The sequence below is a fragment of the Klebsiella sp. 4_1_44FAA genome, from assembly GCF_000238715.1.
In the GTDB taxonomy this organism is placed as follows: Bacteria; Pseudomonadota; Gammaproteobacteria; order Enterobacterales; family Enterobacteriaceae; genus Klebsiella; species Klebsiella pneumoniae.
Genome location: NZ_JH414798.1, coordinates 1,046,579 through 1,070,761, shown reverse-complemented (window position 1 = coordinate 1,070,761; position 24,183 = coordinate 1,046,579). Strand labels below are relative to the sequence as shown.

General features: G+C 54.0%; 25 protein-coding genes and 1 pseudogene. 9 read left to right on the top strand and 17 right to left on the bottom strand.

Going from position 1 to position 24,183, the window contains the following annotated elements; genetic code table 11:
- Positions 1 to 44: 44 nt before the first annotated feature.
- Complete coding sequence (gene attM, locus HMPREF1024_RS20525) at positions 45 to 839, bottom strand: N-acyl homoserine lactonase AttM (protein WP_072198141.1); 795 nt, start codon at positions 837 to 839, stop codon at positions 45 to 47.
- A 160-nt stretch (positions 840 to 999) separates the two neighbouring features.
- Here attM and HMPREF1024_RS20530 point away from each other — a divergent pair.
- Positions 1,000 to 1,888, top strand: a pseudogene (locus HMPREF1024_RS20530) (LysR family transcriptional regulator).
- A 41-nt stretch (positions 1,889 to 1,929) separates the two neighbouring features.
- On the opposite strand, the gene HMPREF1024_RS20535 reads toward HMPREF1024_RS20530, so the two are convergent.
- The gene (locus tag HMPREF1024_RS20535) at positions 1,930 to 2,832 is read right to left on the bottom strand and encodes a LysR family transcriptional regulator (protein WP_009307847.1); all 903 of its coding nucleotides are present in this window, start codon (positions 2,830 to 2,832) and stop codon (positions 1,930 to 1,932) included.
- A 103-nt stretch (positions 2,833 to 2,935) separates the two neighbouring features.
- On the opposite strand from HMPREF1024_RS20535, the gene HMPREF1024_RS20540 reads away from it, so the two are divergent.
- Positions 2,936 to 4,144, top strand: coding sequence for an MFS transporter (locus tag HMPREF1024_RS20540; RefSeq protein ID WP_009307846.1), 1,209 nt, complete (start codon positions 2,936 to 2,938; stop codon positions 4,142 to 4,144).
- A gap of 57 nt (positions 4,145 to 4,201) precedes the next feature.
- Here the strand turns inward: HMPREF1024_RS20540 and HMPREF1024_RS20545 are convergent, their stop codons facing one another.
- From HMPREF1024_RS20545 to HMPREF1024_RS20580, 8 genes are all read right to left on the bottom strand, one after another.
- Complete coding sequence (locus HMPREF1024_RS20545; protein WP_004190051.1) at positions 4,202 to 4,822, bottom strand: LysE family translocator; 621 nt, start codon at positions 4,820 to 4,822, stop codon at positions 4,202 to 4,204.
- Between the two features lie 205 nt (positions 4,823 to 5,027).
- Positions 5,028 to 6,134 carry a PTS fructose transporter subunit IIC gene (locus tag HMPREF1024_RS20550; RefSeq protein ID WP_009307845.1) on the bottom strand — a complete coding sequence of 369 codons (1,107 nt, stop codon included), beginning with the start codon at positions 6,132 to 6,134 and terminating at the stop codon, positions 5,028 to 5,030.
- Between the two features lie 42 nt (positions 6,135 to 6,176).
- Entirely contained in the window at positions 6,177 to 6,488 is a 312-nt protein-coding gene (locus HMPREF1024_RS20555; protein WP_004176139.1) for a PTS fructose transporter subunit IIB, read from the bottom strand.
- Between the two features lie 56 nt (positions 6,489 to 6,544).
- Positions 6,545 to 7,015 carry a PTS sugar transporter subunit IIA gene (locus HMPREF1024_RS20560; protein WP_002905131.1) on the bottom strand — a complete coding sequence of 157 codons (471 nt, stop codon included), beginning with the start codon at positions 7,013 to 7,015 and terminating at the stop codon, positions 6,545 to 6,547.
- 116 nt (positions 7,016 to 7,131) lie between these two features.
- The gene (gene alsE, locus HMPREF1024_RS20565) at positions 7,132 to 7,812 is read right to left on the bottom strand and encodes a D-allulose 6-phosphate 3-epimerase (RefSeq protein WP_004179925.1); all 681 of its coding nucleotides are present in this window, start codon (positions 7,810 to 7,812) and stop codon (positions 7,132 to 7,134) included.
- A gap of 20 nt (positions 7,813 to 7,832) precedes the next feature.
- Positions 7,833 to 9,095, bottom strand: coding sequence for a PTS ascorbate transporter subunit IIC (locus HMPREF1024_RS20570; RefSeq protein WP_009307844.1), 1,263 nt, complete (start codon positions 9,093 to 9,095; stop codon positions 7,833 to 7,835).
- 30 nt (positions 9,096 to 9,125) lie between these two features.
- Entirely contained in the window at positions 9,126 to 9,392 is a 267-nt protein-coding gene (locus HMPREF1024_RS20575; protein WP_004176134.1) for a PTS sugar transporter subunit IIB, read from the bottom strand.
- 11 nt (positions 9,393 to 9,403) lie between these two features.
- Positions 9,404 to 9,841: a PTS sugar transporter subunit IIA gene (locus HMPREF1024_RS20580; RefSeq protein ID WP_009307843.1), complete on the bottom strand. Its 438-nt coding sequence runs from the start codon at positions 9,839 to 9,841 to the stop codon at positions 9,404 to 9,406.
- A 217-nt stretch (positions 9,842 to 10,058) separates the two neighbouring features.
- Here HMPREF1024_RS20580 and HMPREF1024_RS20585 point away from each other — a divergent pair, with 217 nt between their 5' ends.
- Positions 10,059 to 11,111, top strand: a complete 1,053-nt coding sequence (locus tag HMPREF1024_RS20585) for a LacI family DNA-binding transcriptional regulator (protein ID WP_004151868.1) — start codon at positions 10,059 to 10,061, stop codon at positions 11,109 to 11,111.
- Positions 11,112 to 11,221: 110 nt separating this feature from the next.
- Here HMPREF1024_RS20585 and HMPREF1024_RS0125795 read toward each other — a convergent pair whose 3' ends face one another.
- A complete protein-coding gene (locus tag HMPREF1024_RS0125795; protein WP_074186409.1) occupies positions 11,222 to 11,440 on the bottom strand; it encodes a hypothetical protein in 219 nt (72 codons plus the stop codon).
- Between the two features lie 217 nt (positions 11,441 to 11,657).
- Between HMPREF1024_RS0125795 and oxlT the strand changes: the two genes are divergently transcribed.
- The gene (gene oxlT / locus HMPREF1024_RS20590; RefSeq protein ID WP_009307842.1) at positions 11,658 to 12,956 is read left to right on the top strand and encodes an oxalate/formate MFS antiporter; all 1,299 of its coding nucleotides are present in this window, start codon (positions 11,658 to 11,660) and stop codon (positions 12,954 to 12,956) included.
- 37 nt (positions 12,957 to 12,993) lie between these two features.
- Here the strand turns inward: oxlT and HMPREF1024_RS20595 are convergent, their stop codons facing one another.
- Both HMPREF1024_RS20595 and HMPREF1024_RS0125790 read right to left on the bottom strand, forming a co-directional pair.
- Complete coding sequence (locus HMPREF1024_RS20595) at positions 12,994 to 13,572, bottom strand: GNAT family N-acetyltransferase (protein ID WP_014907574.1); 579 nt, start codon at positions 13,570 to 13,572, stop codon at positions 12,994 to 12,996.
- Positions 13,573 to 13,642: 70 nt separating this feature from the next.
- Positions 13,643 to 13,831 carry a hypothetical protein gene (locus HMPREF1024_RS0125790; RefSeq protein WP_004148407.1) on the bottom strand — a complete coding sequence of 63 codons (189 nt, stop codon included), beginning with the start codon at positions 13,829 to 13,831 and terminating at the stop codon, positions 13,643 to 13,645.
- 338 nt (positions 13,832 to 14,169) lie between these two features.
- On the opposite strand from HMPREF1024_RS0125790, the gene HMPREF1024_RS20600 reads away from it, so the two are divergent.
- Positions 14,170 to 14,748, top strand: a complete 579-nt coding sequence (locus tag HMPREF1024_RS20600) for a TetR/AcrR family transcriptional regulator (RefSeq protein ID WP_009307841.1) — start codon at positions 14,170 to 14,172, stop codon at positions 14,746 to 14,748.
- On the opposite strand, the gene HMPREF1024_RS20605 is transcribed toward HMPREF1024_RS20600, so the two are convergent.
- A complete protein-coding gene (locus tag HMPREF1024_RS20605; protein WP_004148409.1) occupies positions 14,724 to 15,824 on the bottom strand; it encodes an iron-containing redox enzyme family protein in 1,101 nt (366 codons plus the stop codon). The genes HMPREF1024_RS20600 and HMPREF1024_RS20605 overlap by 25 nt on opposite strands.
- Positions 15,825 to 16,024: 200 nt before the next feature.
- Here HMPREF1024_RS20605 and HMPREF1024_RS20610 point away from each other — a divergent pair, with 200 nt between their 5' ends.
- Complete coding sequence (locus HMPREF1024_RS20610) at positions 16,025 to 16,939, top strand: DMT family transporter (RefSeq protein WP_004224889.1); 915 nt, start codon at positions 16,025 to 16,027, stop codon at positions 16,937 to 16,939.
- Positions 16,940 to 16,979: 40 nt separating this feature from the next.
- Here HMPREF1024_RS20610 and HMPREF1024_RS20615 read toward each other — a convergent pair whose 3' ends face one another.
- Complete coding sequence (locus HMPREF1024_RS20615; protein ID WP_004148411.1) at positions 16,980 to 18,212, bottom strand: MFS transporter; 1,233 nt, start codon at positions 18,210 to 18,212, stop codon at positions 16,980 to 16,982.
- A 275-nt stretch (positions 18,213 to 18,487) separates the two neighbouring features.
- Here HMPREF1024_RS20615 and HMPREF1024_RS20620 point away from each other — a divergent pair, with 275 nt between their 5' ends.
- Positions 18,488 to 20,095, top strand: coding sequence for an FAD-NAD(P)-binding protein (locus HMPREF1024_RS20620; RefSeq protein ID WP_009307840.1), 1,608 nt, complete (start codon positions 18,488 to 18,490; stop codon positions 20,093 to 20,095).
- A gap of 107 nt (positions 20,096 to 20,202) precedes the next feature.
- The gene (locus HMPREF1024_RS20625; RefSeq protein ID WP_002905225.1) at positions 20,203 to 21,303 is read left to right on the top strand and encodes an NADH:flavin oxidoreductase/NADH oxidase; all 1,101 of its coding nucleotides are present in this window, start codon (positions 20,203 to 20,205) and stop codon (positions 21,301 to 21,303) included.
- Positions 21,304 to 21,534: 231 nt separating this feature from the next.
- On the opposite strand, the gene HMPREF1024_RS20630 is transcribed toward HMPREF1024_RS20625, so the two are convergent.
- Together HMPREF1024_RS20630 and HMPREF1024_RS20635 are read right to left on the bottom strand one after the other, a co-directional pair.
- Positions 21,535 to 22,068, bottom strand: coding sequence for a hypothetical protein (locus HMPREF1024_RS20630; protein ID WP_004179939.1), 534 nt, complete (start codon positions 22,066 to 22,068; stop codon positions 21,535 to 21,537).
- 64 nt (positions 22,069 to 22,132) lie between these two features.
- The gene (locus tag HMPREF1024_RS20635) at positions 22,133 to 23,023 is read right to left on the bottom strand and encodes a LysR family transcriptional regulator (RefSeq protein ID WP_004218747.1); all 891 of its coding nucleotides are present in this window, start codon (positions 23,021 to 23,023) and stop codon (positions 22,133 to 22,135) included.
- A gap of 174 nt (positions 23,024 to 23,197) precedes the next feature.
- Between HMPREF1024_RS20635 and HMPREF1024_RS20640 the strand changes: the two genes are divergently transcribed.
- Entirely contained in the window at positions 23,198 to 24,175 is a 978-nt protein-coding gene (locus tag HMPREF1024_RS20640) for a nitronate monooxygenase family protein (protein ID WP_009307839.1), read from the top strand.
- Positions 24,176 to 24,183: the final 8 nt, after the last annotated feature.

The following is a 24,183-nucleotide window of genomic DNA, read 5'->3' as shown; positions in this document are numbered from 1 at the left end:
AGCCCTGCTTAACAGACGCTTTTTGGCGATCAGTGAGGAATGATTCAATAGTAACAGGCTGGCGCAAGCCTGTTTTTTTTCCATTCTTCAGGATCGTGGCCGGGTATGAATACCGCATGATATCGCTCGGTAAGCTGACGCAGCTTTCGCACAGACTGAGCGACATCAGTAGCAGACGTCATTAGCCCCGGGAGAGCCTTCTCATGGTAATGATCTAAGGTATAAGCCGCATCAATCGCTAGCGTAAAATTTGTACCACCCGGTAAGCGGATAAGAAAAGATTGATGGCCCGGTGAATGCCCTGGGGTGAAAATACATTGTAACGTGCCATCACCGTAAAGGTCATAGTGATCATCGGACAACCCGTTCAGAAATAGCCAGTTAAGTTGGGGACGATCGAAATCGCGTCGGCAATAGGCTCCCGAAGTAAACCAGTCAGGGGCAAAGGCATATTCATACTCTTGCCTCTGGACAACATGCGTAGCATGGGGGAAGCGACCAATTGCTCCCGTATGATCAGAGTGCAAATGGGACAGGACCACATAGCGGAGATCCTCAGGAGCAATGCCAATCCTCTTAAGTTGTTCCACGCAACCCTGTTCTTCTGACATCACCGGTTTAAACTGCTCTACAGCACTTCCCCAATAACCGCTGGGATCTTTCAATCCTTCGACAGCCAGACCGCCGTCAATCAGCGTAAACCCATCCGGATGGGTCAGCAGAAACCAGGGGACAGGGATCTCATAATGCTCTCCCACGCCCTGATTCATCCGGATATGCTGATATCGACAATGCTGTGTTCCTGACTGGAACATGAAAAGCTTTATCTCTGGCATCATTATTTTCCACCAATAAATCAATTAAATAGATTGAAATTTAGCCTGACTCAGGCCTTGAGTCTGGATTTTTCATCATTTCGCAGTAAAGCAGTAGATACCTGTCCCCACTTACATTTATCGGTAAAGCCAATATAATTGGTGAATGGATCTCTTCTCAGCAATGCGCATATTTATCAGGGTGGTTGAACGGGGCAGCATGTCGGCTGCAGCCCGCGATCTCGGTATTGGCCAGCCCGCCGTGAAGTGAAAGAATAGAAAAACTGGAAGCTCATCTTGGGACACGTTTGCTTAGGCGCAACACGCGTAACATGTCTCTAACGCAAAGCGGTAACGTGTTTTATGAGCGAAGCAAAACGGCCGTTCAGGCGGCAGAGCATGCTCTTTCTGTGAATGAGGAAAATCAGGGGCTGCAAGGCAAAATCCGTATTGCCGCGCCCTATTCCGCAGGAGAAAGCCTGCTGATGCCTGCATTGTTGCAGCTTCAGAACGAGCATCCGGAGCTACAGGTCGATGTCATTTTTAACGACCGCGTCATCGATCCCGTCACCGAGGGGGTCGATTTATCGCTGAGATTAGGTGATGTCTCCGAAGGTTTTTTTGTCGCACGCCCGCTTGGCACCGTGCGCAGAGTGTTACTCGCCTCTCCGGCTCTGCTGGCGAAAATGGGTCATCCTGACACGCCGGATGCGCTGACAGATTATCCATTTGCTGCTGTTTACGGTGTATTCGCCAGTAATCGCATTCAATTGGTCGCTTCCGAAGATCAACTCATTAATGTTCCCGTCAATATTCAATTTCAGTCCACGCACTGGCGGAGTGTCCTCTCCTGGTTATTAGCGGGACATGCCATTGGTGTTTTGCAAAGTCCGGTTTGCAGAAAAGAAATGGCAGACGGCGCGCTCATCCCCCTCTTAAGCCACTATCCGATCCCGCCATTTAGTGCCTGGTTGCTCCATCCACCAGCTGGGATGATGTCGTATGAAACGCGAATTTGTGCCTCCCTGCTGGAGGGCTATATCAGAGATTTGTTGCTTGAGCCGGCCGGCTGAATAAAACAGCGCTGCCCTGGCGCGCTGAAGATGGCCTCTTGTTAATGACTCAATCTCTGATGCATGAAATCAATAAGCGCTCTTGTTTTTGCCGGCAAGTAACGCCGATCTGAATACAGAGCGAACAATTGCAAGGGGGCTGCCGATTGTTCAAATTCAATCTCGATTAACCGCCCATCATCAATATAGGGTTGGCAGGCTTGTTTCGACAGGATGGCAAAACCGACACCTGAGATGGCCGCTCGCCCTGCCATCTCTCCGCTGTTGACCCGATAACGACCGTTAACCTTGATCGTCTCGAATCCGCCCTTTTTATTCACAAACTGCCAGGGAGCGCCTTTAAGCGCATTCACCGTTGTAATACAGGGTAACTCTTCAAATTGCTGTATTCGAGAAGGCGTGCCATAACGCTGGATGACGGAGGGGGCCGCAACGATGGTGCAAGGGATCGTCACCAGATGACGGGCGATGTAGTCACTGTCATCCATCTTACCACGGCTAACAATGACAGCTAAATCCAGATCATCTCGCAGGGATTCATAACCCGACAAATTTGTGACGCAACTTATCTCCAGATCCGGATGCTGACAGGCGAAATCAGCAACAACAGAGCCCAGCAATACAGGACCGATTTCATTGGGAATACAGATACGTAATGGCCCCTTGAATTGCATTTGTCGCAACGTTAATTCGGTTTCAGTTTGCTCAAGTGCTTCCAGTAATGGCTTCGCCCGGGTATAGAGTAGATGCCCAGCCTGTGTGAGCTTCATATGTCGGGTACTGCGCTCAATGAGCTGAAGGTTCAGTTTGTCTTCTAACTGAGAAATGCAACGGCTCACATTTGATGTCGGCATTTCCAGGGCTTTCGATGCCCCGACAAAACTGTCTCTTTCCACCACAGCAATGAAGATTTTCAGCGCATTAAAGTCAAGAACTGGCCGCATCAACTATCCCACATATGATAATAATGAGTGCCATTTTTACCATCTAATCGACAAGTTTGATAGCAGTTAAGCTAGGATATCTTTCATCCACAGGTCGCTTGCTATGCCACTGGTCACCACAACATTTAATCAAAAGACGCTCATTCGGATTGCTATGGTAATCGCTTTTGTCCAGTTTACTAATGCGCTGGAATATATGATGTTCAGCCCTGTTTTTACATTTATGGCTGCAGATTTCGCTGTTCCCGTCACCTTCTCAGGCTATGTATCCGGTATGTACACATCTGGAGCCGTCCTGTCGGGAATTATCGCCTTTTACTGGATTGATCGTTGCAATAAGAAGCATTTTTTAATCGCTAATATGGTACTGCTAGCCATGGCGACACTGTTGACGACATTCACTACCAGTTTTCCTCTTCTTCTTACATTGCGCTTCTTCGCAGGACTGGTTGGCGGTACGACAATGGCTGTGGGGATCACTATTTTGATAAACCACACACCGGCTGACTTGCGCGGAAAAATGTTGGCGACGGTGATTGCGTCATTTTCGATGGTCAGCATCGTGGGGATGCCCGCTGTACTATTTTTGTGTACTCATTACGGTTGGCATGTCGCGTTGTGGTTAATTTGTACACTGTGTTGGTTGGCATTGCCACTGATCGTCTCCATCATCCCTCAGGATCCCGTCACTTTCGACACGTCCCACGCGCTGCCCCTCGATGTAGATACTTTACTGTTTGCTTCCGGTAATGCGCTGGTACAGTTTAGTCCAATGCTGATTATCCCTGTCCTGGCGGCATTAATGACGCAGCTGTTGGGGGCTTCTCAAGGTCTGCTGCCCTGGTTGTTCTTCGGCGGGGGCCTGGCGGGGTATCTGTCTACCAGAATGACAGGCGCATTAACCTCTCGTGTTTCTGCTTTGAGTTTGGCGACCGGGTCGACCCTCGTTTTTATCCTGAGCTTACTGATACCCCTGATGGGCTATCCGCATCCAGCGCTATTTATTACGTTATTTCTCGGCGCAGCTTACAGTCGTCTGGTGTCATCGTCGGCGGTGACGATTCAGTTTCCTGATAACAAGCAACGAGCGGGATTCTCTTCATTACAGACATCCATGATGTATCTGATGACAACTGCCGCATTTTTCCTGTCTGCTTTTTTGTTACCCGACCATCGCATGGCGCTACAAAATATGGATACGCTGTTGGCGGTATGTGCAATTACCGCATCAGGAACCCCAATTATTGTCATCATTTTGCAAAAGAAACTGGCTAAACGTACGTTCGAGCCCGATCGTTTCACCACTGAGTAGTACTCCACGGGTTGCTCATTTTTTAAGGCAAAAACAGGGGCATACGCCCCTGCGTGACTACCGCCGACTCATGGCCAGCTTCGCGGCAAACAACAGAAACAGGCAGCCGGTCGTTCGGTCCATCCATTTCACTACGGCCGGTTTTTTCAGGATGCCGGCGGCATAGCGAGTGGCGGTAATCAGCGTTAACGACCACAGCGTCCCTATCAATACATGGATAGCGACCAGGAGAAAAGTCCAGCTCACGGGTGAATGCCCGGCGGGGATAAACTGAGGTAAAAACGAAACGTAGAAAACACCCATTTTGGGATTAAGCACATTCCCCAGCATCCCACGCAGAAACCAGTTACTGGTGGTAGTGGATTCTGCCGGAGTGGTGTTAAATTGCTGGCGCGGGCGCAGAAGCAACTGGATGCCCAGCCAGCAAAGGTAGCCCGCTCCGCACCATTTCAACAAGGTATAAGCCAACTCAGAAACCGCCAGCAGCGCCCCTAAGCCAAAGGCCACCACGGCGCCCCAAATAAAGCATCCGAGATCAATGCCTAACGCGGCATGCAAGGCTTTGCGTCCACCTTCAGCGGTCGCCGTGCGCAGGATGAGCGCGGTATCGAGACCTGGTGTAAGAGTAAGCAGTGTGGCAGCGAGGGTGTATGCAAGAAGTGAATCAGTGACGAGCATTTCCTGTCTCCGAAAGAGACAAGGCTACTGAAGGGTTCACATTTTTGCAATAAAATTATTTCCCCTGATCTTCTGCTTACCCTGCTCCATTTTACTTCGGGGATGGCAGATGCAAAGGGTAGCCCATGACTAAGTAATGCTTAGTCATGGGCTGATGTTCTTACAGGAAGAGCTTAATGTTGATTTAAAATAACCCTGGGATACGTTAGCTCACTTTAATATCATCCAGGTCGATATCCTCTTCTTCGTAATCATTATCAACAATCACGTCGCGAGGGATATCTTTTTTGATGACGGCATAGACCGTGGCGGTAACAACGATATTCACCAGCAGGGCCATGATGCCTGCCATCGGATGTGACATCGTGGGGATCATCAATACTCCGCCAAAAGGAACCGTCGCATCCGCACCATAGACCATGGTGACCGCCCCGCCGCACGCGCCGCCGATAGCCGCCGCCGCGATACCGCGCACAATATCATTCATGACGATCGGAATAGAACCCTCAACGATATTCACAATCCCCATCGGAACCGCTGATTTTAAGGTTTCCACTTCTTCACGGTTATAGATAGTTTTACGCAGCAGTTTGGCAATAAAGAAAGCCAGGCCAAATCCGATAGGCGTAGCGGTGTTAACTAACTGAAGTGCGGTAATGGGTTCATTTATCCCCTGCGCCTGCAGGGTCAGCACGAAAGCAAAGCATGTCTTATTTAGCGGGCCGCCAAAGTCAACAATACACAATGCGCCTATAACTGCGCCTAACACCAAATTCGACGACGTGCCCATGCTTCTCAGGAAAGACGTAAGCGCTTCCGTAAAGATACCGATAGGCGTACCGATGATATAGACCATAATCAGGCAGCTGATAATGGAGGCAAAAAAGGGAACGATCAGCGTCGGCATCAACCCGCGGGCCCAGTCAGGCACCTTGACGTTTTTAATGATCGCCAGCGCAATATACCCCGCAATATAGCCACCAATCATCCCACCGATAAAGCCTGCGCTGATGGTATTCGCCGCCAGGCCGACGACAAATCCTGGCGCGATGCCTGGTTTGCCGGCGATCGAGCCAGATATTCCCACGGCAATCACCACCGGCAACAGCCCAAGCGCCTTGGCGCCCAGGGTGGCCATCGCCTGCCATACATCAAATTGTCCCGGAGTTAACGTGTCCTGCACCGTTCCGCCAAGCCCCATGCCGATGGCGATAATAAACCCAGAGCCACAGACAATGGGGATCAGAAACGAGATAGCGGTCAGCAGATGTCCTTTAGGGTTTGCTGCTTGCCATATTTGTTTTAGAGACATAAGTCACGCCCTTTAATGTAGAGTCGCCAGGCCGAAATAAAATTATGAATTGACTATTTCACTGAGTTTTTCAATCAACTTATTGGGGGATTTGACTGCCGTTTCCGTCGCGACTTTAACGACTTTCTTGCCGGCAAATCTCTCCTCGCCCGTTACTTTGACATCGGCAGCAAGCAGGACAATATCTGCCGCAGCAATCTCATCAGCGGTTAACGGGTTCTCAATGCCGATGGTTCCTTGCGTCTCGATTTTAACGTTATGTCCGGCTTTTTTAGCCGCAGTTTCAATTTTCTTTTGCGCAATATAGGTATGTGCAATCCCCACCGTGCAGGCGGTAACGCCGACAATATTCATAATGTTTCTCCGTTAATTAATTTAATAAATTACAAATCGATATTAGCAAGTTGGTATTAAGCATCGGCGTTTTCAGTTTCTGAATTGAAAAGCGCAATGATTTTATGTGGATCAGATTCAACAAGTAATTTAGCGATAATGTCTTCATCCGCCAGTGACCCAGACACTTGTGCCAACAGGCGAATATGGGTGGCATTTTGATCCACCAGGCAAACCGCAAATAAAATAACACAGCGGACGTCGCTGCCATCCATGGTCTCCCAGGGAATGGCATGTTGCGTGCGTCCGATGGCTAATGCGGTACGGGAAACACCGGAAGATTTACCATGTGGAATAGCGATATGGTTTTCAAAGCCGGTAGAGCCTAGCTCCTCGCGTAACCAGACATCACGAATAAAGTCTTCCTTATTGGTGACGGCGCCATCCTGGATAAGTAAATCGGTGAGTTCTTCTATCACCTCTTCTTTGGTTCTGGCGGTCATATTTAACTTGATGTTTTTAACATTAAGCACTGTCGAAATATCCATGATTCACCCGCATTCATATAGAGTGGTCGTTAAATAACAAACCAGCATCGCTGGCGTGATGCAGATCTTTTAAGGCTTATTCAAATACACACTGTGGTTCGAAGAGAAATAACCCGTTATGCAGCGACAGTTTCCCGCTGGAAGATCTCGATCATTCTGTCCCACGCCTGGCTGACATCCTCATGGAGCGAAAACAGACCCGATGTGCCGACGATAAAGACATCTACCCCGGATTCAGCAATCTGACCGAAGGTTTTCTCATTGCAAGAGCCATCAATTTCCGTCAGATAGTGATAGCCATTATTTTTGCGCATGTTGATGAGCTTTCTAATCTTGTTCAGCGACTCAGGAATAAACTTTTGTCCGGCATAGCCAGGGTCAACCGACATGACCGTCACTTTATCCAGCAGATGCGCATATTCGGCAATGCTTTCTGCCGGTGTCGCCGGGTTCAGCACCACCCCGCACTTTTTGCCCGCATCCTTGATCTGATTCAGCAGGCGGAATATTTTGTTATTCGCCGTCTCGGGATGAAAGCTGATGATATCGGCGCCGGCCTCGAGACACATGGGAATGATATCTTCCGGATGATTCACCATCAGATGAACATCAATGGGCACAGTAGTAATTTTTTTCAGATTCTCAATAAAAAAGGGAGACAGTGTGATATTGCGGACGTAATTGCCATCCATTATATCAACATGGTAAAAATCCGCTTTTTTATTCATTGCCGTGATCTGCTCTTTGAACTGCGTTAAATCCATGCACATCAGTGACGGTGAAAATTTAGCGCTCATAAACCACCTCCGATAAATAGTTAGTTAAACATTGCGATGATATGACCCAGCACGATGCCGACAACGCCAAAGTCTGCGTCTCCAAAGGTTGTGGAGCCCAGTCCCATATCCCCCATCATGGGCAAGAGAATGGCAGGCAGGAACGAAATGAGCAGACCGTGAGCAAAAGCCCCTACCACCGCCCCGCGACGTCCGCCGGTAATGTTGCCGTAAACCCCCGCCGTGGCCCCGCAGAAAAAGTGGGGAACCAGGCCCGGGACGATGACGCTCAAGCCGAACAGCGGGCAGAGGAACATACTGACCAGCCCTGCGACAAAGCTTGCGAGGAAGCCGACGATAACGGCATTCGGAGCGAAGGGAAACACCGTCGGACAGTCCAGCGCCGGCTTCGCGTCTTTAACCAGTTTGTCTGCAATCCCTTTAAACGCCGGGACGATCTCGGCAATCACCATCCGAACCCCGGCGAGGATGATATAAACTCCTGCAGCAAACGTGAGGGACTGAATAATGGCGAAGATAATAAAGTTCTGACCAGCGCTCAGGGTCTCCTCGACAAAGGATTTGCCCGCAACGAGCACCAGCACCAGAAACAGAATCATCATAGTGAGAGAGATGGCCACCGACGAGTCGCGAAGAAAATTGAGTGACTTAGGCACTTTAATTTCTTCAATCGAGGGGCTACCTTTCCCGACGACTTTGCCCACCAGCGCGGAAAGCAGATAACCAATAGAGCCAAAATGGCCGAGAGCCAGATCGTCGGTATTGGTAATTTTACGGGTAAACGGCTGCAAGATAGCCGGGGAGATGACCATCATCGCACCGAGAATAACCGCCCCGATGGCCACCACCCATCCCCCTGACAAGCCCCCTACAGACAGGATAACCGCCAGCATCGCAGCCATATAAAGCGTATGATGTCCGGTCAGAAAGATGTACTTTAATGGCGTTAGACGCGCCAGGGCGATATTGATCAGCATGCCCAATACCATAATGGTGGCGGTTTCCGTGCCGTAATTCTTCTGCGCCAGAGCGGCCATGGCATCAGTGTTGGGCACCACGCCCTGAATATGGAAAGAATGTTCAAATAACTGGCTAAAGATGGTTAACGTATAGGCTATAATACCGGCGCCGGCGGTCAATATGACAAAACCCATGATGGTTTTCAGCGTGCCTGAAATAACGTCTGAAATTCCTTTTTTTTGCAACAGCAGACCGATCAGTGAAAATAAACCAACCAGTATCGCCGGTGTTCCTAGCACATCATAAATAAGAAAATGAAGCATGTTAAACTCCACGAATCAGATAGCCGTTGCTTAAATGTTTTCTGCTAAAATTTCTTTAATTTTATTGTTATCAAGTAAATTACTTAATCCAACGACCTTTGCAGAGTGACTGCTAAGATGTTCTGCAATGTCTTTGGCGCTGAGAATAAGATCGGCAGTTTCGCTTTTTGCCGACGTCAGATCGGTATGTGCGACTTCAGCTTCTTTATTCATTTCGGCAAGGATCTTTTTGACATTCATTTCAACGATGAAGCTGCTGCCTAAACCATTACCGCACACGATAAGCACTTTTTTCATTCTGTTTTCCTTCAGTCAATAACGGCCTGAATCGCCTTGCTATCATCGGCATTTAACAATCGGTGTAACTTTTGCTGATCGCTAAAGATTTCAGCCAGTTCACCGATCATCGTGATATGTTCATTCCCGGAACGAGCGCATAGCATGATTACCACGTATATCGGATCGTTCTCTTTCGAGCCGAACGACACCCCTTCTTTAATATGAAGAAGCGATAATCCATTTCTTAATACCCCCTGTTCAGGACGGGCATGAGGCATCACCAAGCCGGGAGCTAATACGTAATAGGGCCCAAGCTCTTTATGGCTTTGCAAAATCGCCTCAATATACGACCCGGCTATATACCCTTGCATCAGCAAGGGTTCTGCTGCAAGTCGAACGGCATTTTCCCAGCTATCTATTGAGTTAATGACTTTAATTTTATCCGGGGTTAACCAGTCTCTGATCATAATCTCTCCCGAGGGGGTCTATGTGCTGCACTATAAACAGCTAAATAAAATGCAACTGTGATACACCTCCCAAAGTTAGCGCTAACAAAGAAAAATGTTAAAAAGTGCGTTACCGCTAACACTGGCTATAATGTGCTTTCCCCCTCGCTGTGGTAAGTTATAATGCGATTCGCAGATATACTTTCGTTATATTTTATTTTTCAAACGGTTGGTGATTTTGGTGAAGAGTTTAGACGCGGACGGTAGCCCGAAAGAAAAACGACGTAAAGGAACGGGTAAGATAACCCTGACCGAGGTGGCTGAGTTTGTCGGTGTGAGCGCCATGACCGTCTCGCGAGCGCTGAGAATGCCTGAAAAAGTGAATCCTGAGCTTCGCGATCGCATCGATGCGGCCGTCAGTCAACTCGGCTATGTCCCTAATCTGCAGGCACGTAATCTGGCGTCGGTCCATTCCGATCTTATTCTCGCCGTCGTTCCCACCTTCTCTTCGCCGGGTTTTTTGCCGGTCTCTGAAGCGCTGCAAAAAGTGCTGACCGAACGCGGATATACCATGATGTTTATGGAATCCGGGCATGACGGTCAAAGTGAACAAAAGACGTTTGAAAAAATGCTCGCCTATAACCCGGCGGCCATTATTCAGTTCAATATCGATACCATTGAGAGCTGCACCCAGTTGCTGGCCAACGTGGATGTTCCTATTCTGGAAATTGGCGCGCTAAATACCCACCCTGTGGGTATGTGCATCGGCGTGGATTACGGTAAGGCCGTAAAACAGATCGTGACTCATCTGGCCGACGCCTCATTAAAAAACATCGCACTGCTCTGTACCCCGGCTAATAACACAATGTTTCGCCAGTTGCTGAGCGGTTGGAATACGGCGATGCTCGCTCTGAACCGCTCCCCGCACCGGGTGGTAACCACTCATTTGCCATCCACCATCGCCACAGGCGTCAATATATTCAAGGATATGATGATTACCTGGGGCGATCTGGATGCGTTAATTTGCACGTCGGATGAAATGGCCTGTGGATGTATGATGGCCTGCCACAGTGCCGGCATCAAGGTGCCCAATACCGTAGCCATTGCGAGTTTAGGCGGAGGAGTGTTATCGACAGTCTGTTCCCCTGCCCTGACAACCGTTGAGTTTCCCTGGCATGACATTGGGGTGAAAGCCGGTAAAGCCCTTCTCGAACTGCTTAACGATAAGCCTGGTGAAAAGTTCATTGAAATTCCGTCAGTGCTCAAAGTCCGGGCCAGTACCGCGGCATGAGTTTAATATAGGGCGATAAGGCTTCCCCTATCTAGTATCTGTGTGTGGTAGCCAGGGTTTCTACCAGGAAGAATGTCTCTCTGCGAGAGTCCATACAATAAATGCCCAGCTCATAAAGCAAAAAATAGTCGGGACAGTAGCGTTTTTTCGCTACTAAGCGGGTAAACCGCCAGCCTCATTTCCCGTTTATCTTGCCAGCCGCCCCAGGCGGTGATTTTGTAGCCTCGACCCGCCTGGGCGGCTTTGCACTGAAGTCCGTCTAGCGCCAGTCCAGGATATACGATGTCTCCTACGCCAGTTAGCAGGTAAAGCGCACCGCGATAATTCATTTGCACCGCCCTGGTGCCGCACATTCACCATGCCGCCCCCCCGTCAGACATGCCCTCATTACATTAACCAGTTGAATATAAAAAATTATTTTATATGGCACGTTTAATGCTCTTCGCTTGTATACCGCAATGTGGACAAGAACGTATGCCATATGGCCAAAACAGGTCGCCAGTCTGCGGTCGCAACCTTCCCCTTTCTGTGAGGCATCCAGGGTGGATGCGTTTCACGGAAGCCTGCTTACTGAAAACGGAGAACAACATGACGACACTCAGCGAACCGTTGGTTACCCCGAAATATGGCAAGTGGCGCCAGCTGGTGCTGGGCCTGATCTGTATGGCCGCCATCTCCAGTCCGCAATATGTCTGGACGCTGTTGACAAAACCCCTGGCCGCCAAACTTGGCGTCGGTCTGCCAGAATTGCAAGTCACCTTCTCGCTGCTGATCATCCTGCAGACCTTCTTTTCCCCTTTTCAGGGACGGTTAGTGGAAAAATTTGGCCCGCGGCGGCTGATCGCTATTGGCACGGTGATGGCGGGAATGAGCTGGGTGCTTTCCGCGCAGGTGAATGGCCTGGCAACGCTCTGGCTGGTTTATGGCTGCATGGGCGGCCTCGGGACCGGGATCGTCTACATCGGCGTTGTCGGCCTAATGGTCAAATGGTTCCCACAACAGCGGGGATTCGCCGCCGGCGCGGTGGCGGCGGGCTACGGGATGGGGGCCATCATAACCACTTTCCCCATCTCCCTGTCGCTGACCACTAACGGCCTTGAACACACGCTGACGACTTTCGGGATCCTTTTCGCCCTCGTCGGCTTCCTCGCCAGTCAGGGGCTGAAGCTGCCGCCCCCAGCTGTCTCCCAGCCCGTCAGTCAGACGGTGGCGCAGAGCAGCAGATCGTTTACTTCCCGGGAAATGCTGCGCCAGCCGCTGTTCTGGCTGATGTTCGCCATGATGGCGATGATGTCGACTTCCGGGCTGATGGTCACTTCGCAGATGGCGGTGTTCGCCGAGGATTTCGGCATTAGCCAGGCGGTGGTGTTTGGCATGGCGGCGCTGCCGCTGGCGTTAACGATAGACCGCTTTACCAACGGCTTAACCCGGCCGCTGTTTGGGTTTATTTCCGACCGCTTCGGCCGCGAGCAAACCATGTTTATCGCCTTTGCGCTGGAGGGGGTGGCGATGATGCTCTGGCTGGCGTGCCGGGAAGATCCGCTGCTGTTTGTCCTGCTCTCCGGGGTGGTTTTCTTTGGCTGGGGGGAGATCTTCTCGCTCTTCCCGTCGACGCTCACCGATACGTTCGGCAGCGAACATGCCGCCAGCAACTATGGCTGGCTGTATATTTCGCAGGGCATCGGGTCAATCTTTGGCGGTCCGCTGGCGGCACTGCTCTATCAGTACACTCACGGCTGGCATGTGGTCTTCAGCTGCGCGATTGGCCTTGATTTTGTCACCGCCGCCCTCGCGCTGTGGGTGCTAAAACCGTGGCGCGCGCGCTTTATCCGCCAGCATAGCTAATCGTCCGCCGGGCAGAAGTGACGGCTCGCCCGTCACTTCACTGATATTCGCTACGCAACAGCGCGTACAGGTACTCATCGCCCCACTCGCCTTTAAAAAAGATATTCTGCCGGTAATGCGCCTCGCGACGAAAGCCCAGCCCTTCCAGGAGTTTGATCGCGCCGGTATTGCGGGTGTCTACCACCGCTGTCAGCCGGTGGTGGGCTAACTGTTCAAAGAGTAAGGCCATCACCGCCCGCATGGCTTCCCGGGCATACCCCTGATGCTGATACGCAGGGGAAAAGGTCATCCCCAGCTCGGCTTGTCTGCCGTGATCTAAGAAGTGGATCCCCACATCTCCCGCCAGCGCACCGTTGGCCTGAATCTCTACGGCAAGCTGGAACCAGCTCTCATCCTCAGCAAAGGCCTGCGAACGCTGTTGTTCATAGAAGGCTGTCGCCTCTGTCATGCCGTAGTGGGTCCAGCTCTGAAAGCGGGCCACCTCCGGCAGATTGCGATAATGGCTGAAAGACGGCAGATCTTCCGTTCTGAACCGGCGCAGCAGCAGCCGGGGCGTGGTCAGGGGTAATTTCATCTCTTCTCTTCTTCTTAATGAGACGGGCAATGGCGGGGCCATCTTAACCTGCGCAGCCTCAACCCAGCCATCGCACTTCCTTGTCAATTTAATATAAAGTTAAATTTCGATATTAAAATTTCACAAACCGATAAAACATTACAATAACAAATACGAAAAACAGGGGAACAAGCCAGAGAGGCGTCTCTGGAAAAAAGAGCCCTTGCGCCACGGCGAAGAGGATGGTCAGTACAGCAGGGCCATAAGATGAAATTAACGACCTGAATATTCTTCGCAGCAATCTTTTAATAAGATTCATCATAGTTATCGGATCATCCTGGTAATGATGTCTGTAATACCCTCATTCGATGCCTGTCCTGCTGTAACCGTCTCAGACTTCAGAAATAATGCCTATCAGAAAGTACATCATTCACAGCTTATGTGTATAAAGGTCCGAATAATACGCCGGTTCAGAAACATAAGGACATGACTTGTGTATGTCTACGCAATCTTGTTTTTATTGGGGGAACCGACGCCGCATAAACCGCGGCTGATTTACTTTTTGCCCGTCTGGCGGCAAGATCCGGCATAATGCACCGCTGTCGCAGGACGGCCGTGTCACCGGCAATCGTGACAGCGAACCATTCGACAGGAAAACGCATGAAGCCAAAACAAGCGGACATTCTCCGCCACGCCAGCACGCTGTTTAATCGCGAAGGATATCAGTCGCCCAGCATCGAGCGGATTGCTGAACATGCCGGCATCTCCAAAATGACCTTCTACCGCTATTACGCCGATAAAGAGGCGCTCATTCTGGCTATCCTCAAGCAGAAAGAGAGCGAATTTATGCAGGATCTGGCGCAGATCACCGCGGATAAACCCAGCGCGCGGGAAAAGCTGTTCGCCGTGTTCGACTACTACCATCGCTGGTTTACCTGCGAAACGTTCCACGGCTGCATGTTTACCCGCGCGCTGTTTGAATATGGCGCGTCATCGCCGGCGATCCGGGAGCAATGCTCCCGATTTAAGTCGCTCCTCTGGCAGTTCTTCCGCGATATCCTCCTGCAGGTGTTAAAACCGGAACCTGCCGAGCGGGTGGCCATGATGATGGTGATGCTCATCGATGGCGCCATCGCCGCCCAGCAGGCCGAGTCCGCCGAATGCCGGGAGGTCCCGCCAGGGATGACCGCCTGGAGCGCGGCCAAAGCGCTTATTTACTCAGAAGGCGGTACGCTGTGAGATGATAAGCTGCCGCCCAGCGACTGCAGGGCCGCCAGCAGACCATCATAGTAATCGTTGCAGGTTTGCAGACGCAGCGCGGCGCCAAAGAAGACCTCCTCCATCGCCGCCGGATGTTTTTTGCCAATCGGCACAATCACATTGTTCAGCCAGCCATCCGCATGACCGATGTCGACCGTGATATGTTCGGCATAGTAATGCACGTCGCGCTCGGAAAGCCCAATCCGCCGACAGCCCGCCACCAGTTTTTCATACTGCGGCGGGTCGAGCAGCTCGGTCATCGCCATCACGCCCAGCGATTTGTAGTAATGCTGACGGTTTACGCCGCCCAGCATAAAGGCGTTATACCCGGCCAGCCCCTGCCACTCGTACAAATGGGCAAAATGATTGTCCGGTAAGGCGATATTTCGCCGCTTCAGTAAATCCTTATACAGATTAACGTGGGTGATCTCGGTGCTGCCCTGGCCTATCTCATCCCACAGATTTTGCGCAATCTCAGCGCGGGTTTCCGGCAGCGAGCCCACCAGCCCCATCGCCACCAGATCGAAGAAAAGCAGATTGAGGGCGCTGTCGCTTTTGAAGAAATAGTCGATTTGCGCCGCAGAGGCCTCGCTGGCAAGGAAATCGAACAGCGGATGATGAGACGCCGGGTGCTGCTGGCATAAGGCGCGCAGTTCGTCGACGATATTGCCGGCGTTAAGCATTGGTCTCTGGTGGTGGAAGCGTTTGCTTTCCGCCCGCAGCCACTCAGACTCGATGTAATTTCTGATCCCGGAAAGCAGCGGATGAAACTGATTGGCAGCCGCTGGCGAGAGCGGGTCGGCAAGCCAGGACTGATAAAGAATGAACAGCGCGTGGTGCGCACGCTTTTTGGCCTGTGGATCGTCAGCGGAGAAGGCGCGGATGCAGGTATTCTCAGTGAGATGCCAGGCTCTGTCGGCCACCAGCGGGTTGGCCGTCAGCTTCAGCGACAGCGCGTTGCTGTGCAGAAGCTGGTCAATTAACTCATCCAGCGCCAGCCTGGCCATCACCGCGGTCTGGTCGCTTCCAATCACCCCATTATCTGTGTTACGCATGATTTATCCCTGTGAAATACATGGCTACTATACGGTATAGTACCGTCCATGATGCGGCAACGTGAATTTCACACGCGCTTTCAATTTACTGTTTATTAAAGAATTTAAATGAATACAATAAAACCACTAAAATATTATTGATATTATAAAAACAATAACATTACCATTCAGTACAGTGACAAACGACACAAGGAATCATCATGCCTTATCTGTTACTGACGCTGGCGGCTCTGTTCTGGGGCGGGAATTATGTTGTCGGGCACGTGCTGGTGCAGGGCGTGGATCCGATCCTGATGACCGAAGCGCGCTGGGCGCTGACGGCGCTGCTGCTGGGCCTGCTCTACCGACGGCAAATCGCCGGCAGTCGCCACCTGCTGCGGGCAAACGCGCCAGCGGTGGTGGTGCTAACCCTCTGCGGCCAGGTCAGTTTCCCGCTCACGCTCTATATTGGCCTGCAAACCACCTCCGCGCTCAACGCCGCCATCTATATGTCCGCCACGCCGAGCATGGTACTGTTGATTAACCGACTGTTTTTCCGCGATCCGGTATCAGGGCGTAACTGGCTTGGAGTGGCTTTTAGCACCCTCGGCGTGATGATCCTCTTATTTCAGGGAAATCCGCTGCACGCCGCCTCTCTGCACACCTTTGCCATCGGCGACCTGTGGGCGATGGGGTCGGCGCTGAGCTGGGCGCTCTACTGTTCGCTGTTACGTCTGAAGGACCGCCGTATCCCGGCGAATGGCTTTGTCGCCGTCAGCTCGCTGCTCGGCGCCCTGATCCTGGTGCCAATCGTCATCTTCTGGCTGATGCGCCACCCGGCGCAGGACTGGGCAGCCTGGCGCGAGCCGTTTTTCCTCAGCGGCCTGGCGTATCTGGTAATTTTCCCATCGTGGCTGGCCTATTTGTTCTGGAACAAAGGTATCGCCACCATTGGCGCCACGCGGGGCGAAATTTACACCCACATCATCCCCCTCTCCGGCGGGGTGTTGAGCATCCTGTTCCTGCATACTCAACCGCAGGCCTGGCATCTGTTTAGCGCGCTGTTCATCATGGTGGGGATTGGGATCTGCTCGCTGGAGAAACGCCAGGCGGCGTCTATTCGTCTGCGTGACTAATGTATGCGACCGGGCGCCTGGCCACGCCCGGTCACAAATGTTAACGGCTGGTGGAGAGCGGCTGGTGATGTCCCGCTCCTGCGGATTGGATCACCCGGCCTTCGCGACCAAAAAAGGTCAGGACGGTAATGACAATCGCCACCGTCCCGGCCACCAGGGCCATTGCCAGGCCGTAGTTATGCCCATGATGCTGGGCGATTGATGCCTGGAGAGTGGCATTCACCGAAGCCAGCAAATTACCCAGCTGGTAGACGAAGCCGGGAAGCACCGCCCGGGTGTTGGCCGGGACCAGTTCATTGAGCCAGGTGGGGATCACCCCCCAGGCCCCCTGGACCATAAACTGCATCAGGAACGCCCCCGCCCCCAGCGCCAGCGAGCCGCTGGCGAAAGCCCACAGTGGAATGACCGGCAGCGCCAGCAGGGCGGCAATCATAATCGCTTTGCGTCGGCCAATCTTCTCCGACAGCGAACCGAAGAACACTCCACCAATGATCGAGGCGATGTTATAGCAGACCGCGATGATGCTGACCGTTTTAGGCTCGAAGCCGTGCTGAACTTTCAAAAAGACCGGGTAAAGATCCTGCGTCCCGTGGGAGAAGAAGTTGAAAGCCGCCATCAGCACCACCAGGTACAGGCACAGCTTCCAGTGGCTACGCAGTACCGGCAGCAGGGCCGTACTCTCTTTATTCTGCCTGGCCGCCTGCCAAACCGGAGACTCCTCGACGCAGAAATAGATAAACGGCAGCAGAAGCACCGGCGCGGCGCCAATGACAAACATCCCGCGCCAGCCGAGTTGTTCAAACAGCAGCCCATAGGCGACGGCCGCCAGCAAATAGCCGAAGGGGTATCCCGCCTGGAACAGGCCGGACATCAGGCCGCGCGAGCGGTCGGGGATCGTCTCCATCGCCAGCGAAGAGGCCACGCCCCAGATCCCGCCCATCGCCACGCCGTACAGCACCCGCAGCAGGAAAAACAGCATCAACGACGGCGCGGCGGCGGAGAGCAGCTCAAAAGCCGAGAAGAACACAATGTTGAGCATCAGGATTGGTTTGCGACCAAACTTCTCCGCCGCCCTGCCGAAAATTAGCGCGCCGACGGGCCGCACGGCCAGAGTCAGCAGAATCGCCAGGGTGACCTCCTCAAGGTCGACATGAAACGAGTGGGCGATATCGCTCAGTAAAAAAACTAACAGGAAAAAGTCGAAAGCATCGAGCGTCCAGCTTAAAAAACTGGCTATCGCCGCATTACGCTGTCGTGAGGTCCAGCCGTGCATCTTGTCATCCCTATCCCGACGGCATTGCCGGGAGTGTGCGCGGCGTCCAGCAGAGCGAGCTGGGGTTACCGCTTGTGTAAATTGTTTGTATAGAAAGTTGCTCTTTTGTTAATTACACCCCTTTTACGACAATCGGCAAGTTTATTAGCATGCTAATTTGTTTCAAATTGCGTGTTCCCCTCACCGGTTCGGTAATTTTCGACCAGAATTAAAACCAGGTTCGCTTAAGCGAAGCGTCATCAATGCCGCATCTGCCCACAGGAAGGGAGAGAATCATGAAGAGAATTGCCATCGTCGGCGTGGGGCCGACGGGGATTTACACCTTTTATGAACTGGTGAAGCGCGGTGAGCCGCTGGCCATCACCTTGTTTGAAAAAGAGGCGCAGGCCGGGGTGGGTATGCCCTACAGTGACGATAATACCGCGGCGCAAATGCTGGCCAATATTGCCAGCATTGAGATCCCCCCCATCGACCTGACCTACCTGCAATGGCTGCAGCAGCAAAGCGATGACTGGCTGGCGGCGCGCGGGCTTGAACGGCACGCCCTGCATGAGCGCCAGTTTCTGCCGCGGGTTATCCTCGGCGAATACTATCGCGACCGTTTTCTTTACCTCGTTGAGCGGGCCCGGGACGTCGGCTTTGTGATTAGCGTTTGTGAATCCTGTGAAGTCACGGATATTGCGGTTCAGTCCACCGGGATCGCCATCCACACCGATAGTGCAGCAGACCCGGTAATCGTCGACCTGGTGGCGATTGCCACCGGCCATCTGTGGCCTGAAGAAGAGCGCGCCAGCCGACAGTACTTCCCCAGCCCGTGGACCGGCCTGATGGAGGCCCGCATTGCCCCCTGCCGGGTGGGGATCCTTGGGACTTCATTAAGCGCGATTGATGCCGCCGTGGCGGTAGTGGCCCGCCACGGCGTTTTCCATACCGAGGACGACAAAACGACCCATTTTTCCCTCCATCCAGGCAGCGAAGCGCTGGAGATCACCCTGATGTCACGCCACGGCGTGCTGCCGGAGGCCGATTTTTACTGCCCGATCCCGTGGGAGCCGCTGGAGATTGCCACTCCCGCCGCCCTCGAAGCGGCCATTGCGGAGGGTAGCGACGCTCTGTTAGATCGGATTTTTGAGCTGATCGTTAAAGAGCTGGAATATGCCGCCCCCGACTGGAGCGAGGCGATCGGGCTTCGTCAGCTGACGCCTGACAGTATCGCCGACGCCTGGTTTGCCGACCGCCTCACCCACGAACCCTTTCAGTGGGCGCAGCGCAATCTGCAGGAGGTGGAGCGCAATAAGCGCGAACACCACACGGTGCCCTGGCGCTATGCCATTCTGCGCCTGCATGAGGCGATTGAAACCGTGGTGCCGCAGTTCAACGACGCGGACAGCCGTCGCTTCCGCCAGGGCCTCGCCCGGGTATTTATCGATAACTACGCCGCCATTCCGCCGGAGTCCATACGTCGGCTGCTGGCCCTGCACCGGGCCGGCATTCTGCGGATCCTGACGCTGGGCGAAGATTATGAGCTGCAGCGGGAGCCTGACCGGACGCTGATTGTTCATCATCGTCAGCGCTGCGAATTCGATGTCTTTATCGATGCCCGCGGACAAAAAGCGCTGAAAACCCGGGATCTGCCCTTCCCTTCACTGCGCCAGCAGCTGCTGGCCTGCGGCGACGACATTCCGGACGTTGGTGATGACTACACGCTGCAGGCGCCGGAGACAGTGCGCGGTCGGGTCGCCTTCGGCGCCCTTCCCTGGCTGATGCACGATCGCCCCTTTGTGCAGGGGCTGACGGCCAGCGCCGAGATTGGCAGCGCAATGGCCCGCGCCGTGTCGCAGCAGGCCGCCGGCCGACGGCGCCGTCTCTGGTATATCGAATAGCGGAGCGCTTAAGCGCAATATCCGAATACTGGGGGGGTGAACAGGCGTGCTATAAACAGCAACTGTCCGTCCCCTGCACGACCACGTTTAACATTTACGAGGTATTCATGAGTCATCTTTTTAGCGCGACGCGAATTGGTCAACTCACCCTTGATAACCGTATCGTTATCGCCCCGATGTGTCAGTACTCCGCCGACGAGGGTAAGGCGACCTCCTGGCACCGGATCCATCTTGGCCAACTGGCTTTCTCCGGCGCCGGCCTGTTAATTCTGGAAGCCACGGCGGTAGAGCCTGCGGGGCGTATCTCCCCGGGGGATCTGGGGCTGTGGGATGATGAAACCGAAAACGCCCTGCGCGGCGTAGTCGAAGATATTCGGGCCTGGTCGCCGATCCGTCTGGGGATCCAGCTGGGTCATGCCGGACGCAAGGCATCCTGCGCCGCCCCGTGGCAGGGAGGCCATCAGCTGGCGCTCAACGATGGTGGCTGGCAGACCGTCGCCCCTTCCGCCGTGGCGTTTCACGATGGCGATCGCGCTCCCGCTGAACTGAGCCATGCCGATCTGGCGCGCATCAAAGCGGCCTTCGTCGCCAGCGCGCTGCGCGCCCAGCGGCTGGGCTTTGAGCTGATTGAACTGCACGCCGCCCACGGCTATCTGCTGCACCAGTTTCTCTCGCCGCTCAGCAACCAGCGCCGCGACGAGTACGGCGGTTCGCTGGAGAACCGAATGCGCTATCCGCTGGAAGTCTTTAAGGCGATCCGCGAGGCAGTGGGCAACACCATGGCGGTGGGCGTCAGGCTGTCGGCTACCGACTGGGTCGAAGGCGGCTGGGACTGCGAGCAGTCCATTAAGTTTAGCCAGCAGCTGGAAACGCTGGGCAGTGACTATATTCACGTCTCCAGCGGCGGTTTGTCGCCGCAGCAGGCGATCACCGTTGGGCCGGGATACCAGTTGCCTTTCGCCCGCGATATTCGCCAGCAGGTAGCCATCCCGGTGATTGGCGTGGGGCTGATCACCGACCCGCAGCAGGCGGAAGCGGCGCTGGAGAATGGCGATGCCGACCTGATCGCCCTCGCCCGCGCGGTACTCTACGATCCGCACTGGCCGTGGCACGCTGCGGCCAGCCTTGGCGCCCAGGTCCGTGTGCCGTCGCAGTATTTGCGCTCGGAGCCGCACGGCCTGAAAGGCACCCTGCTGCCAAACCGTTGAACCCACGGCGGGCATAAAAAAGGGGTATCGTAAGATACCCCTGAGCAGGATGTTATTGCGGTCCATGTGCCGGGCGGCGGCGACGCCTTGCCCGGCCTACAAAAGGGTGATACCCGGTCATTGCGCAGCCAACGCGCTCCTGCGTAGGCAGCGCAAGCGCAGCGCCGCCGGGCAATCTATCAGGCTCCGCTCCCTATATTTCCGGGCGGCGGGTCAGGCAAACACCGCGAGTTACTGCTGTGCGGCAGGCGGCGCGGCGTTCTGTTTATCCTTCGCGATACTGTCCTGGATGGCTTTGGTTTTGCTCGCCGCTTCAGCCGAGAGCTGATTGGCGTCACCGATGGCGTTGTCTTTGATCTGACCCGCCTCTTTGACTATGCGGTCACTTTCCTGCTTTGCGTTCTGCTTCACCGCATCGGCCTGGGCTTTCGCCTGCTGGGCGATGGCGTCCGCCTTCTTGTCCGCCTCGGCCTTGATGGCGCTGGCCTGATCCTTCAGGCGATCGGCCTCGGCGTCAGCCTGGCTTTTCAGCGTATCGATTTGCTTATCCGCATCCTGTTTAATTGCCTGCGCTTTATCCGCCGCGGCATCCTTCATCTGCTCCGCATTATCTTTAGCCTTATCCAGTTTGTTATCAACTTTCGACGCATCGTCGCAGCCAAACAGGGTCAGGCACAGGGCGGAAGCGAGTAGTGTTTTATTCCAGAGTTTCATCAGCATTCCCTTACAGGTTAAGTCGTTATCCAGCTTTGTGATTCGTTGCATTAATAGCATTCACATTTTATATATAAACGCTCAGCCGATAGAGTCAAGGCGACAGCGCCGATTGTCAGTCCAGGGTCGCTACCAGCCCCTGCAGCCAGTCGGCAAAGACCCGAACCTTATGCGAGAGATGCCGGTGCGGATAGAGCAGCGACAACGGTCGACGCGGCGCCGGAAAGTCCGGCAAAACTTCCACCAGTTGCCCGCTGTCGATATAAGGTTGCAAAAAGAAACGCATCCCCTGCAGCATCCCCAGCCCCGCCAGCCCGGCAGCAGTAAAGACTTCAGAGTTGTCCAGCACCAGTTTACCGGGAATGGCGATCTGCCTGATGCCCTCCGGGGTCTGGAATCGCCAGGGCATAATCTGCCGGCTGCTGCTGTTCACCCAGTTCACCGCCAGATGCGACTGCAGGTCCTCCAGCGTCGCGGGCGCCCCATAGCGCGCCAGATAGCCCGGACTGGCGCAGGTGGTTAACGCCACCTCCCCCAGCGAACGCGCCACATAGTCGCCATCCTCAAGATCCCCCACCCGCAGCAGGCAATCCAGACCATCGCGCAGCATATCCCGGCGTACGTCGGAGCTGCTGAGGACAATCTCCACCTCCGGATGGGCCTGATAAAAATCCGGCAGATGCGGGATCACCAGCAGCCGGGCAAAGGCGATCGGCATATCAACGCGCAGCTGACCGCGGATCGGCCGGTCCGGCGCGAACGACTCTAGCAGATCGTCGGCCTGGGAGAGCAACGGTTTGCTGCGACGATAAAACTCTTCCCCCTCCGGCGTAAGATACAGACGCCGGGTGGTGCGCTGCAGCAGCCGGACCCCGCTCTCCTGCTCCAGCTGCTGCAGTGCTTTGGTCACCGCCGGTCGGTGGATCTGCAAATTTTCCGCCGCCTGGGCAAAGCTGCCGGCATCGACGATTTCAATAAAAATTTTAATATTTTCAAACAGATTCATTTGCATGATGACCCGCCTCCCACCTCTTCATCAGTTCACATTATTACTAATTTAATAACAGTGATGAAAGTTTTTGCTCATTTTTTAAAACAATAAAGACGCCTACACTGCCCTCATTGCCGCATCGCTGGGGCGAACAAATTTATAACTTATTAACATACAAGGAAAAATAGCATGCAACCTAACCGCGTCGCCCGCATTCTGGGTATTGAAAAACCGGTGGTCCAGGGGCCCCTCTCCTGGCTAACCGATGCTCGTCTGGTGGCGGCCGTCGGCAACGCCGGTGGGCTTGGCGTGCTGGGCCCGAACGCCGGACTGACGGCGGCAACCGCCGTCTCCACCCCGGAGGCCACCGCCGAGAAAATGCGCGAAGAGATCCGCAAAACCAAACAGCTGACGGAGAAACCCTTTGGCGTCAACCTGATCCCGACGGCGGAAAATGACATCTGGACGCCGGCGATCCTCCCGGTGATCAAAGAGGAAGGGGTTAAGGTGGTGGTCTACACCGGCTACGGCGACGGTTCGTTAAAACCGGCGCTGTTCGACGAACTGAAAGCCGCCGGGATCACCATTATCTATCGTGACATCAACCCGACGCCGGAGAACAGCCGCCGCGCGGAGCAGGCCGGAGCGGATATTATTGTCGCCACCGGCTTTGACGAAGGCGGCACGCTGCCGGGTACCGCCCTCGGGACCTTCACCATCGTCCCGCTGATCGTTGACGCGGTACAGCGGGTTCCGGTGATGGCCGCCGGAGGGATCACCGACGCCCGGGGCGCGCGCGCCGTTCATGCCCTGGGGGCGGAGGGCGTCTTCGCCGGTTCGGTATTTATCAGCACCATCGAAAGCCGGGTTCCCGACTCGGTGAAAGCGAAAATTGTGGCCGCCAACGGTCTGGATCTGCGCCTGTTCCGTACCCTGCCGGACTACTACCGCGCGCTGCCCGGCAAACTGAGCGACACACTGGTAGCCATGGACCGGGCCGGCGCCTCAAAAGCCGAGCTGGCCCAGGCGATGGGCGGGCTGCGCGGGATGCGGCTGGGCATGCTGGAGGGGAATACTGATGACGGATATATCTCGGTGGGCGCGGGGATCGGCAACATCCATGCCATCACCTCCGTCGCCGAGGTGGTCAACCAGCTGGCGGTATGAAGCCGCCA

Coding starts and splice junctions, on each gene's coding strand:
- HMPREF1024_RS20560 (WP_002905131.1), bottom strand. CDS start 7,015: ATGGATATTTCGACAGTGCTTAATGTTAAAAACATCAAGTTAAATATG.
- HMPREF1024_RS20600 (WP_009307841.1), top strand. CDS start 14,170: ATGAAGCCAAAACAAGCGGACATTCTCCGCCACGCCAGCACGCTGTTT.
- HMPREF1024_RS20635 (WP_004218747.1), bottom strand. CDS start 23,023: ATGAATCTGTTTGAAAATATTAAAATTTTTATTGAAATCGTCGATGCC.
- HMPREF1024_RS20610 (WP_004224889.1), top strand. CDS start 16,025: ATGCCTTATCTGTTACTGACGCTGGCGGCTCTGTTCTGGGGCGGGAAT.
- HMPREF1024_RS20545 (WP_004190051.1), bottom strand. CDS start 4,822: ATGCTCGTCACTGATTCACTTCTTGCATACACCCTCGCTGCCACACTG.
- HMPREF1024_RS20550 (WP_009307845.1), bottom strand. CDS start 6,134: ATGTCTCTAAAACAAATATGGCAAGCAGCAAACCCTAAAGGACATCTG.
- HMPREF1024_RS20605 (WP_004148409.1), bottom strand. CDS start 15,824: ATGCGTAACACAGATAATGGGGTGATTGGAAGCGACCAGACCGCGGTG.
- HMPREF1024_RS20625 (WP_002905225.1), top strand. CDS start 20,203: ATGAGTCATCTTTTTAGCGCGACGCGAATTGGTCAACTCACCCTTGAT.
- alsE (WP_004179925.1), bottom strand. CDS start 7,812: ATGAGCGCTAAATTTTCACCGTCACTGATGTGCATGGATTTAACGCAG.
- HMPREF1024_RS20630 (WP_004179939.1), bottom strand. CDS start 22,068: ATGCAACGAATCACAAAGCTGGATAACGACTTAACCTGTAAGGGAATG.
- HMPREF1024_RS20595 (WP_014907574.1), bottom strand. CDS start 13,572: ATGGCCCCGCCATTGCCCGTCTCATTAAGAAGAAGAGAAGAGATGAAA.
- HMPREF1024_RS0125790 (WP_004148407.1), bottom strand. CDS start 13,831: ATGATGAATCTTATTAAAAGATTGCTGCGAAGAATATTCAGGTCGTTA.
- HMPREF1024_RS0125795 (WP_074186409.1), bottom strand. CDS start 11,440: ATGAATTATCGCGGTGCGCTTTACCTGCTAACTGGCGTAGGAGACATC.
- HMPREF1024_RS20615 (WP_004148411.1), bottom strand. CDS start 18,212: ATGCACGGCTGGACCTCACGACAGCGTAATGCGGCGATAGCCAGTTTT.
- HMPREF1024_RS20575 (WP_004176134.1), bottom strand. CDS start 9,392: ATGAAAAAAGTGCTTATCGTGTGCGGTAATGGTTTAGGCAGCAGCTTC.
- HMPREF1024_RS20535 (WP_009307847.1), bottom strand. CDS start 2,832: ATGCGGCCAGTTCTTGACTTTAATGCGCTGAAAATCTTCATTGCTGTG.
- HMPREF1024_RS20570 (WP_009307844.1), bottom strand. CDS start 9,095: ATGCTTCATTTTCTTATTTATGATGTGCTAGGAACACCGGCGATACTG.
- attM (WP_072198141.1), bottom strand. CDS start 839: ATGATGCCAGAGATAAAGCTTTTCATGTTCCAGTCAGGAACACAGCAT.
- oxlT (WP_009307842.1), top strand. CDS start 11,658: ATGCGTTTCACGGAAGCCTGCTTACTGAAAACGGAGAACAACATGACG.
- HMPREF1024_RS20555 (WP_004176139.1), bottom strand. CDS start 6,488: ATGAATATTGTCGGCGTTACCGCCTGCACGGTGGGGATTGCACATACC.
- HMPREF1024_RS20580 (WP_009307843.1), bottom strand. CDS start 9,841: ATGATCAGAGACTGGTTAACCCCGGATAAAATTAAAGTCATTAACTCA.
- HMPREF1024_RS20640 (WP_009307839.1), top strand. CDS start 23,198: ATGCAACCTAACCGCGTCGCCCGCATTCTGGGTATTGAAAAACCGGTG.
- HMPREF1024_RS20620 (WP_009307840.1), top strand. CDS start 18,488: ATGAAGAGAATTGCCATCGTCGGCGTGGGGCCGACGGGGATTTACACC.
- HMPREF1024_RS20540 (WP_009307846.1), top strand. CDS start 2,936: ATGCCACTGGTCACCACAACATTTAATCAAAAGACGCTCATTCGGATT.